The sequence below is a fragment of the Psychromonas sp. B3M02 genome (assembly GCF_003318165.1).
Classification (GTDB): Bacteria; Pseudomonadota; Gammaproteobacteria; order Enterobacterales; family Psychromonadaceae; genus Psychromonas.
Genome location: NZ_QOCB01000051.1, coordinates 1 through 10,657, shown reverse-complemented (window position 1 = coordinate 10,657; position 10,657 = coordinate 1). Strand labels below are relative to the sequence as shown.

Sequence of the window (10,657 nt, the reverse complement as noted above, 5' to 3'; positions counted from 1 at the left end):
CTGTCCCAAAATCATCAATAGAAATTTTTATTCCTATATCTGTTAGGGTTTTTAAGGTTTCTTTTATTTTAGCTTCTTGATTGGTTGGTGCTAAATGCTCTTCCGTTATTTCCAATTCTAATTTAGAAGCGGGTATATTAGAATTTTTTAAGGCCCCTATTACAAACTCTGTAAATCCTTCATTGTATAACTGGCGACTAGAAACATTCACTGAAATTGATAAATGATCGCAAGCTGTATTTTTCCATAAGTTTAACTGTTCAATTGCTTGTTCAATAACCCATTTACCTAAGGGAACAATTAAACCTGTATCTTCTGCAATTGGAATAAATTCTGATGGGTATATCGGAAGTTTGTTTTCCCGTGGCCATCGAATTAAAGCTTCGACCCCAACTATAACTTGAGTTTTAGAACATACTTTAGGTTGATATAAAAGAATAAAATCATTATTTTCTAGGGACTCTCTAAGATTATTCTCCGTTGACCACCTTTTAATTGTTTTTTCAGTTAACTCGCTAGAATAAAAATATACATTATCTTGTTCAGATTTTTTAGCTTGATACATAGCGGTATCTGCATTTCGTAAAAGTTCACTGCTATCTTTACCATTATCTGGATAAATACTAATGCCAACACTTGAACCTATATAGATAATTTCATCATCTATATAAAAAGCGTCATTAAATAAAGCTTGAAAATATTTAATAAATTTTGGAATTAAATCTAAGTTATCAATTGAATCTAATAAGAAAGCAAACTCATCCCCACCAAATCTTGCTACTAAATCTGTTTTTGTAATCACGGAACTAAAACGACTCGCTACTTCCTTTAGTAATAAATCACCGGCTTCATGTCCAAGTGAATCATTAACTTGTTTAAATCGATTTAAATCAATAAACAAAAGAGCAATTTTATTACCATTACGGTCAGCTCTTTGTATTGAACGCTCTAGTCTTTGTGTAAATAGAACTCGATTAGGAAGATTAGTAAGTGAATCATGATGCGCAACATGAACCAGTTTTTTTTGTGATTCCTTAAGCTCACTTATATCCTGCATCACACCTGAAATAATGGAGTCTGATTCGTTAGTATTTTTTAATAACTGCCCTTGTAATTTTAAGTGTAATAAATCATTGTTTGCTAACTGAACTCGAGTGTCTAAGTTAAAAGCTTCACCATCTTCAAAGGCTTGCAATAAAATATTTTTAACATAAAAGCGATCAGGTTTATAAATAAGATTAAGAAAAAATAATTTACCATTTTCAAATTTAAAAGAAGTTAAGCCAAACATATTTGCAAGTTGTTTAGATAATAATAAGTGTCCATTATCCTGCTCTAATTCCCAATAGCCTAAACGCGCAATTTTTTGTGCATGTTCTAATCGACTTTCACTTCTTTTCAATGAGTTGTAATAATAATTATTACGTAAGATATAACGTAAATTATGAGTAAAGAGAGACCAGTTAATAGGTTTGATCATAAAATCAGTGGCACCTAAACTATAAGCATGCTCTATAGATTTTGTATCATCCATTCCGGTGATCATAACAATAGGCACCCTTTCTGATTTTTCAGATGCTCTAATTATTTGGCAAACTTCAAATCCATTTAATTTTGGAAGCTCAACATCGAGTAATACTAAGTCTGGGTTATGTTTATTAAATAAAAATATCCCTTCAGCACCATCTTTAGCTTCAATAACATGGTAATTATCAGATGAAAGTACTTGATTGATCAACAACCGAGTCATTTCATCATCATCTATCACTAATATTGATTTCATATTCATAAAAACCTCATTACTGGTCTTAATAAAATGCTATATCCCATTCAAATTTTATAATTATTTTTTTGTATTGAAATAAGCAATAACATTGATAGATTCTGAATCTATCTCTTTAAGCAAGTCTGAAACCGAAGTCAATGAATTGGACATTAACGTTTTTTCTAATTTATCAGTTAATTTTGCAAGTTGATTTGCACCAACATGCGCACTACTAGACTTTAAAGTATGTGCTGATTTTCTAATATCATCATTAGCAGAGTCTAAATCGTTAAATACTTTTAAGCTTTCTTGTAGAGTCTGTAAATAAAGATTAACCACTTTATTAATCAATACTGATGAATCTCCTGGCTGTAAAGTCGCTAAATTATCTAGCAAACTAGGATCAACTGATTGATTAAAACTCTCATTCTTATTTACAGTTAAGTTACTGTTTTTATTATATTTAGCGATTTTTAAATCATCATCACGTGGGATATGTAACCAGGGTACCAATTGCTCATATAACTCAGCCATCGAATAAGGCTTACTAAGATAAGCATCCATTCCCGATCGTAGACAGCGTTGCATATCGCCATCAATTGCATTAGCGGTTAATGCGATAATGATATTTCCTTTACAAATTTCACCTGTAGATTCTAAATTTCGAATAGTACGTGTTGCCTCTAGTCCATCCATTTCAGGCATTTGCATATCCATCAAAATGGCATCGTAATTTTTGTTTTTTACTGATTCAACTGCAATGAGGCCATTATCAGCAACATCAACATGTAAACCAAATGACTCAAGTACAATAACAGCCACTTCTTGATTAACTGGATTATCTTCAGCGATTAAAATGTTGTATGGATAACTAAAATGATAATTTTCATCCATTTTTTCTTGTAACTGCGCAGAATCGTGGTTATTTTTCGACAGGTTAAAAGCATCGTCTAAACAATCATAAAGTTCTTTTTGTAATACAGGTTTATTTAAAAAATAGGTAATATTGCTTTCTTTTAGTAAAACTGAATCTGTGGTGACTGAACTTAACATCACCATAATTGGTTGTTTCCATTCACTATTTTTACGGATAGTATCTGCTAACTCTAAACCATCGAACCCTGGCATATGCATATCTAAGATAACTAAGTCATAAGGTTTATTTTTCTGATGCGCAACATTTAATAATGCTAAAGCATCCGTTCCACCTGTCGCTAAATCACAATTTAAATTAATCTCTTTGAGTTGTTCTTTAATAATAAAGCGATTTGTTGCGTTATCATCAACTACAAGAATATGCTTTTCCTGTAAATTCAATGATGCAGGTAAGACTTTAAATGCATTAGTATCGACATTAGCTGAGGTCAACTCAATAGGCATTAGTTCAATTTCAAATGAAAATTGACTCCCCACTGATTTTTCAGAAGTGACTGTTAATACCCCGCCCATTAACCTAACTAATTGTTTTGCAATAGGAAGTCCTAACCCTGAACCACCATATTTTCTAGTTGTTGAACTATCTTCTTGAGCAAAAGATTCAAATATATGGTCAATTTTCTCTTGTTCAATTCCAATGCCAGTATCGATAACATTAAAGTGAATTTTACCTTTTTGTTTTTCTGATACTCTCAAGGTTACTTGACCATGTTCAGTAAATTTTAATGCATTACTCAATAAATTAGTGAGTACTTGTCGTAATTTAACGGGGTCACCTAGGTAGGTATCGTTGAAATTAGGTGGGATAGACAGTATTAATTCTATGTTTTTATTGTGAGCAGTTTCACCATATAAAGAGCCAAACTCCTCAATCAAAGAACGTAAATTGAATTCAATCAACTCAAGTTCCATCTTACCTGACTCTATTTTTGAAAAATCTAAAATATCATTAATAATACCCAATAAATTCATTCCCGACTGATGGGCCGTTTCAGTAAACCTTTTTTGTCTTTGCCCTAACGGTGTTGTCAGTAGTAACTCAGTCATTCCTAAAATACCATTCATAGGTGTTCTTATTTCATGGCTCATGGTTGCTAAGAATTCACTTTTTGCTTTACTTGCCGCTTCTGCATTTTCTTTCGCAGTGGTCAGCTCTTCTGTACGTTTTAAAATTTTATTTTCTAAGTTATCTCTATGATCTTTTAGGGCTTTATCTCTGCGTCCAATTTGATCAAGCATCTGATTAAACCCCTTCATCAACGACCCTATTTCATCATGGCGATGTCCTGGAATACGCAAGCTATAATCTTTATCAGTAGAGACTTTATCAATAATTTTAGTGATCTCTAAAAGTGGTGCAGAGATCAATCGCTGCATCCTTAAGGCAATCAATAAAGCAAACAATGTTCCTAAAATAAAAATGAAAGGAATAATACTTAACTGTTTTAATAAGCGTTGATGTAACACACTAAAATCATCAACCAACAATACATAACCTACTGTATTTCCTTGATGGATTATCGGTTCAACTTGCGACAATATTTCTGATAACTGCCCTTTTTGTAACGCTAATAACGGCATAGATATCAATTTGCTATGTGCTGTTTGGTCAAAATCTGATTGTAAATATTCGGCTAATACTTGCTTGTCTTGGTCGTAAATTCTCGCTAATACAATCTCTTTTTTCGCGTGAAGACTATCTAAGCTTTCTTGAGCTGCTTGTTGATCTTTAAACAGTGCCGTTGCTGTATTTTGAGTCGCCATTAACCTTGCTAAAGTGCTGATTTCACTCTCAGAGTCCAAGTGACGATAATAGTGCTGAGCGAAACTAACAAATATAATGATCGCAATCGTGGCTATCACGCCAGGCAATAAACCGATTGCTATTAACTTATTTCTTATAGAAAGATTTTTTATTTTTATCACTGGTTCACCTTTAATCATCTACGAGAATAGAAAGCTTCAATAACTTTGAACTTAACACTAATTGCGTTGTAGATAGTTGCTGATTAGAAACTTGAAAACGGAGTCGATTATTATGCTCGACAAGATTGATAAAACCGCCAGATGTAAAATGAGGGCTTTGATCGGTTATCGTTAATACTTTTTGAAGTTCGATTTGGGAGAGTAAATAACGATAAAGATTACGGTCGTCGGTACTAATATAAAAAACATGACAATGTTTGTAATCTTGATCACTTTTAACTTCAACCACTGAAATGGGATGGGTCGCCACTTTTTTGCCAGTTAACATGCTTAATTCACTGGTCACTGCATCTTCACCATAGGCACATAAAACAAATGCGTCTTCAGGGTTATTCCATGTAGTATCCGGCCAGCGAGTAAACTTTGCTATGTTATATATGTAAGCAACTTTTAGAGTACTTATTTTATTTTGCTCTGCTGTAGCAAGGTTTATATTAAACAGGAAATACAGTAGAAAAATAAATAAGGGTCTGAGTATTGGGTTATTTATCATCTCGATATATCTAATCGCTATTACCAGCGATATAGCGCATTAACAAAGATACTTCTCTCTATTAATGAATCTGTACTGGATGACTCGGTAATAAATTGTTGATTCTCGTCATGTAAAAGATGTTGCCCAATAAGCGATAAAGTTAATGATGGTGTTGCTTGCCATGCAATACGCAAATCACTGTCGATGGAATCAGAAATATATTGCTCACCGTTTGTTCTGTCCCAACTCCTTTCAGAGGTATAATAAAAACGTATATCAAATTCAACTGATTCGAATAAATCTGTGCTTGCCCAAATAGAAGCTTGGTGTGTTAAAGAGCGATCAGCGGTTAGTGATATAACATCATTACTGTATGCATTGGTTTGAGTATCTTCTAAATTAATATCTAGATAACTGTAGGTAAAACGTAAGCGTGCCGATGGCGTCACTTTCCAGGTTGCTAGCCATTCTGTTCCATAACTATAACCTTCAACATTATTATCGAGGTTAATAGGGATCACGTAAAAAGTGCTGCCGTTTACTGTTTTTAACTCTGCATCTCCAATGTCATAACTTAATAAATTATTGTATTTATTATAAAAAGCCGTAATGTCAAAGGACAATTCAGAAGACGGAAGCCAACGGTAACCAACTTCATAAGCGGTTAACTCCTCAGATTCAAATTCATTATTACCTACTAATTGCAATAATCCAGGGGTTCCTGTGGGATCAAAAGGACTAGGCGCTATTACCTGAATATTGATAATAGAGTCATTTTCAACTTGTGAAGGAATTCTAATAGCACGCGAAATTGCTGTCCATAAAGTCATTTGTTTTGTTGCTAACCAACTCAAACGTACATTCGGTTGTAGTTCGGTACTGCTATAATTGTTTCCTTCTAATTTCGCGCCAAAAGTTAAGGAAAGGTTTTGATCTAGTGTGCTCCAAGTATCTTGGATAAATAAATTCCAAATTCGAGTTGTTTCTATTGAAGATGAAGTACTAAAAGAAGCTGAACCATCAAGATCATTCTGACTGACACGATAACCTGCCCCCCAAATTAATGAATGATCAGTCATGGGCTTTAATTGATGCTCTATATCAATATTGAAAGTGGTTCTCTTTTCATCGAACTGTGGGTCGTTATGTTCATAAAAATCGACACTCGTGCGTACATTTAACTCAGAATCAATACTGGTTTTCATTCCCCAACGTAAAGCAATATTGCCACCTATCAGATCAACATCATCACTTTCTATTGTAGCAATATAGGGCGAAGAATAATCTGATGCAGAGTATTGTTGACGAAGTTGATGTTTATATAGATCGCCTTGTAGGGTTAACCATTGGTCATCGCCTGAATCAATATCAACGCGCAAACCTGTTTGTAAATATTTTCCTTGGTTATCTTGGTCGACACCATTAAGGTCTTTTGATTCTTCTAACTTTTTACTGTTTGCGTAAGCTCTGAATCTTGTATTTTCACTTAATTCTCCACCTTGCCTAACGCCAACTCCTTTATATTGATTACCTATAGAAGCAGTTACTTCTCCCTCTGCACCAGTAGCAGGTTTGGTAATAATATTAATAACACCATTAACTGCGTTGGTTCCCCATAGTGTTGCACCTGGGCCTCTGATAACTTCAATTCGGCTAATATCAGACATTAAATAGTTTAAACTTTCCCAATAAACACCTGATGATGTTGGCGTATAAATACTACGCCCATCGATCATAACCAATAATTTATTAGAAAAACGTCCGTTGAATCCCCTAATGGTTACAGCCCACTGATTTGAATCAATTTTTGCAACATCTACGCCAGGCACTAAAAACAGGGCTTCAGGAATACTGGTTGCGCCTGAACGACGAATTTCATCTTCTGTAACCACATAAATAGCAGCCGCTGCTTCTGATAATTTCTCATTCTTTTTACTAACCGAAGTGACTTCAATTTGCATTAATTCATCAAAATCAAAATCAATCAAATCTTGATCTACTGAATCTGCTTGGCTGTAACACGAAGCGAGAGAAAGAGATAAAATAAGTCGGGTTAGATGATTCATACATTTCCTTGTAGTAAAAATCCTAATTAATTATTAGTCTTAACAATCACCTATCCATAAGTAATTAATAATAAAACCTTTTCTAATAATTATAATAATTAAGTAATCTATTGTTGTTGTAAAAATAACTTATGTCTTTGAAAGGTTTAATTAATGAAGTAAAACTTACGTTAACTACACTTAATCAACAACCTAAGTAAAACTTGGTACATTTATATAATAGATGACATTTAAAAAAAGTAACAATTAAATGACCATAAATAGGTAATTTATTGTATGTTTATTGAGTTTAAAATAATGTAGCTGAGATCAATATATTGGTTAATTTTTAAAAAATAACTAACTAGTTCAAAAGTATCGCTACTTATTATCATTGAATATAAAAGGAAACGTGAAAGACATTTAGGTGAAGTTGGCCTCGCAGCAAGAAAATCAGGATATATTTAAACTCCATATTTTCTACAAACTTACTCCATATTTCAGCAGTATAGTTTAGTTATTGAAACAAACTGTAGATTTAACAATAAAGTTAAACACTTGGAGAAGAGTATGAAAAAGCCATTATTAGTATTAGCAACTGCCCTATTAGCTGCAAGTTTTTCATTTAATGCATCAGCAAATTCAAGAGGACATGAGCAGTCCGGAGATCAAAATAATACACAACAAGTAACAATTGTTAAAAGCAAAGTTAATCAGAGTGCCAAACAACAGCATAATAGAAAGCAAGCAAACAATCAGAAAGTAATGATTGTTAAACAAAATACGCATATGAAAAAACCACAGCATAAGGCTGTTAAAAATCAGCCAAGTACTAGCTTTAGTATTTCATTTGGTAACGGAGTGAACACATCTATAGTGATAGCGAGTAATGATGTTCACCAAACTAACCAGCATCAGTCGCAACAAAAAGTAGTAAAAGTAATTAGATAAAGACAGCTAAATTTTATTACTTAATTTCTACAAATATCCAAAATTCAGAAGCATGTTAGCGTAACGCTACCATGCTTTTTGGTTTCTATAACACTACAAAACATCTTAGTTAATTAATCTGGTCGGTGTAGGTATACTTAAGCTTAAGATGATTATATTACCATCAAAAAAACCACATAGTACTCGTCCGTTAATAGCGAATTTTACCTTTTAAAACTAAATATAAGATTAACTGTCTTACTTCTTGAACATTGATTCAAATTATAAATAGGTAGCATAAATTTATTGGGTAGATTGGCTGAAATTATTCCATATTACTGCAATAGAATAAGTATTTTTATGCGTTAAAATCGGTAAAAATAATGATATTTTTTGTTATAAAAATTAATAATTTGATAAATCAACAAGTAAGCCATTGAATTTAAATCAAATATTTTATATCGAAAATTGTTATGGAATCTCCACAATTTCTGCAAATTTACCACATAGTTACCTTTTATAGTTTAGTCACTGCAACAAAGTCAATATGACTTTACGAGGAGATTAACATGAAAAATACATTATCATTATTAACGGCAGGCTTATTCACTTTTAGTTTTGCATTCACTACACCTGCTTATGCAAATAATCATCATGGAGCATCTGCTCAACACAAACAAAAAGTTAGCCACCAAAAAAATGTGCGACAAGTTCAGAAGATTAAGAAAAGAAGAGCGATAAGAAATAGAGTGATAAAACGTTCACCAACTCCAGTCATTCAACTTGGATTACATGGCCCTGTTCTTTCTTTATTCTTTTCACCACATCATGGTAAAAAACATAGCAGAAGACATCATGGTCACCGTGGACATTAAATAAATAGCTATTTAAGTAGAGAATCACTAAAAAGTGCTCAGAGATGAGTACTTTTACTTTTACTTTTAATTTATCAGTCGCTCACTATTAACTGGATACGATTTTCATCAATAGAAATACAGCGTAAACCAATGACATTAAAGCAACACAACAGGAAAGTGATACTTTAGCTACAACTTCCTCTTGATTGACCGTATTACTTTCAGGTGAGTAGTGTTTGAAACGCTTAATTTGCAATATTAAGCTGAGAATAGTAAATACTATTAAACATAAAGCCGCTAATTTAAATAGTAGTAAATCTAGTTTGGCACTTACAAATAACAGAACAAAACTAACGATAATAAGTAAAAAGTAGGTTCTAAACCATGACATTAAGGTTCTTTCTGGTTGTAATCCATGGTCAACGATTTCAGAATTCATAAAAAAACAGCCAAAATCACTACACCACTGAATATAAATACAATACTACTGATCACCTTAATAAAACTAGTATAAGTTAACGCTTTTTTATGGCGCATAGAGGCTTCGTTAGCCGCCCAGCGACGATAAGCAAAAATAGCCAATAATGCAGAACATATACAAAGGAAAGCAGATAAAGCATAACGTATTTCAGCATTCGCTAAGTCTGGCGTTAATTGGTCTAATCCTATTGCACCGGCTAACAAGGCTAATGCAGTTCTTATCCAAGCTAAGTATGTGCGTTCATTAGCAAGCGAGAAACGATAATCAGGGGCTTCACCCTGTTTACGCCAATTTTTTCTAATATCTTTAGGTAATTTATTCATTATCTTAACGTTTAAAAAATGGTAAATAATGAATTTAATATAACGTATACAGTTAATTTAGAAAGGGAAAATATGAAAAGAAAATATACAAAAACAAATTAACAGCACTTAAGTAACTTAAAGTGCTGTTATGAATAGTATTACATCATTACTAGATGGAAACCTACACCGGCAATGCCTGCACCTAAATATCTAAGCAATTGCTCACCTTGTTTGAATTTTTTTAATATAAGCGCAATAAACACACCCGCGATATGTATTGTTGCTGTTCCTACAACAAATCCCGCGGCGTACATTTCAGGTTTAGCAAGGTACGGCATTTCAACCCCGTGTGCAAAACCGTGGAAAATAGCAAAAAAACCAACAAATAACATCGCCATAAAATACGGTAATTTTTTCTCGGTTGTAATTGAAATGCCTAATGCGAGTACTGAAATCGCAATGCCTAGCTCGACAGAAAACATTTCAATGCCTTTAATACCGAGGATCCCACCAATCAGCATAACAATAACAAAAGTCACTGGTACTCGCCAGATTGCTTTCCCCCCCATTTGAGCACTTAAAATCCCCACACTTAACATAGCTAACAAGTGGTCCAGCCCTAATACAGGATGAGAAAAACCTGACATAAACCCACCACCACCTGGCATCACGTGTGCATAGGCTAAGTTTGGAAGGGTTAGTAAAATAGCTAAGATGGGCAATACTGACTTTTTCATTGAAGTTCCTATTATTATTATAGTTAAAGTTAAAACACCTAAATATTGACGGCTGTCTATTCTATATTATTAAGGTTATTAGTAGGTTAACATTATTGTTAAATGATAATTAAGCTCAATTATTATACCAATTGTATTAA

The 10,657-nt window shown here is 33.2% G+C and carries 9 protein-coding genes; 2 read left to right on the top strand and 7 right to left on the bottom strand.

Features of this window, described 5'->3' with window-relative positions; genetic code table 11:
* The 4 genes from DS885_RS07015 to DS885_RS07000 form a co-directional block, all read right to left on the bottom strand.
* Positions 1-1,789 (bottom strand): diguanylate cyclase domain-containing protein (locus tag DS885_RS07015; protein WP_113818724.1); only part of this gene is annotated, 1,789 nt, incomplete at its 3' end.
* 54 nt (positions 1,790-1,843) lie between these two features.
* A complete protein-coding gene (locus tag DS885_RS07010) occupies positions 1,844-4,627 on the bottom strand; it encodes a response regulator (RefSeq protein ID WP_181817718.1) in 2,784 nt (927 codons plus the stop codon).
* Positions 4,628-4,637: 10 nt separating this feature from the next.
* The gene (locus DS885_RS07005; protein WP_113818722.1) at positions 4,638-5,180 is read right to left on the bottom strand and encodes a YfiR family protein; all 543 of its coding nucleotides are present in this window, start codon (positions 5,178-5,180) and stop codon (positions 4,638-4,640) included.
* 20 nt (positions 5,181-5,200) lie between these two features.
* Complete coding sequence (locus tag DS885_RS07000) at positions 5,201-7,228, bottom strand: TonB-dependent receptor plug domain-containing protein (protein ID WP_113818721.1); 2,028 nt, start codon at positions 7,226-7,228, stop codon at positions 5,201-5,203.
* A 549-nt stretch (positions 7,229-7,777) separates the two neighbouring features.
* Here DS885_RS07000 and DS885_RS06995 point away from each other — a divergent pair.
* Together DS885_RS06995 and DS885_RS06990 are read left to right on the top strand one after the other, a co-directional pair.
* Entirely contained in the window at positions 7,778-8,158 is a 381-nt protein-coding gene (locus DS885_RS06995) for a hypothetical protein (RefSeq protein ID WP_113818720.1), read from the top strand.
* A 548-nt stretch (positions 8,159-8,706) separates the two neighbouring features.
* A complete protein-coding gene (locus tag DS885_RS06990) occupies positions 8,707-9,012 on the top strand; it encodes a hypothetical protein (protein ID WP_113818719.1) in 306 nt (101 codons plus the stop codon).
* Positions 9,013-9,100: 88 nt separating this feature from the next.
* Here DS885_RS06990 and DS885_RS06985 read toward each other — a convergent pair whose 3' ends face one another.
* The 3 genes from DS885_RS06985 to DS885_RS06975 all read right to left on the bottom strand — a co-directional run bounded on the left by DS885_RS06985 (position 9,101) and on the right by DS885_RS06975 (position 10,517).
* A complete protein-coding gene (locus DS885_RS06985) occupies positions 9,101-9,433 on the bottom strand; it encodes a DUF202 domain-containing protein (protein WP_113818718.1) in 333 nt (110 codons plus the stop codon).
* Entirely contained in the window at positions 9,430-9,798 is a 369-nt protein-coding gene (locus DS885_RS06980) for a YidH family protein (RefSeq protein ID WP_113818717.1), read from the bottom strand. The genes DS885_RS06985 and DS885_RS06980 overlap by 4 nt, the downstream gene beginning before the upstream one ends.
* Positions 9,799-9,938: 140 nt before the next feature.
* A complete protein-coding gene (locus DS885_RS06975; RefSeq protein ID WP_113818716.1) occupies positions 9,939-10,517 on the bottom strand; it encodes a HupE/UreJ family protein in 579 nt (192 codons plus the stop codon).
* Positions 10,518-10,657 lie beyond the last annotated feature (140 nt).

Bases quoted from the DNA above. Each gene is read 5' to 3' on its own strand.
- DS885_RS06985 (WP_113818718.1), bottom strand. From the start codon at position 9,433: ATGAATTCTGAAATCGTTGACCATGGATTACAACCAGAAAGAACCTTA.
- DS885_RS06975 (WP_113818716.1), bottom strand. From the start codon at position 10,517: ATGAAAAAGTCAGTATTGCCCATCTTAGCTATTTTACTAACCCTTCCA.
- DS885_RS07000 (WP_113818721.1), bottom strand. From the start codon at position 7,228: ATGAATCATCTAACCCGACTTATTTTATCTCTTTCTCTCGCTTCGTGT.
- DS885_RS06990 (WP_113818719.1), top strand. From the start codon at position 8,707: ATGAAAAATACATTATCATTATTAACGGCAGGCTTATTCACTTTTAGT.
- DS885_RS07005 (WP_113818722.1), bottom strand. From the start codon at position 5,180: ATGATAAATAACCCAATACTCAGACCCTTATTTATTTTTCTACTGTAT.
- DS885_RS06980 (WP_113818717.1), bottom strand. From the start codon at position 9,798: ATGAATAAATTACCTAAAGATATTAGAAAAAATTGGCGTAAACAGGGT.
- DS885_RS06995 (WP_113818720.1), top strand. From the start codon at position 7,778: ATGAAAAAGCCATTATTAGTATTAGCAACTGCCCTATTAGCTGCAAGT.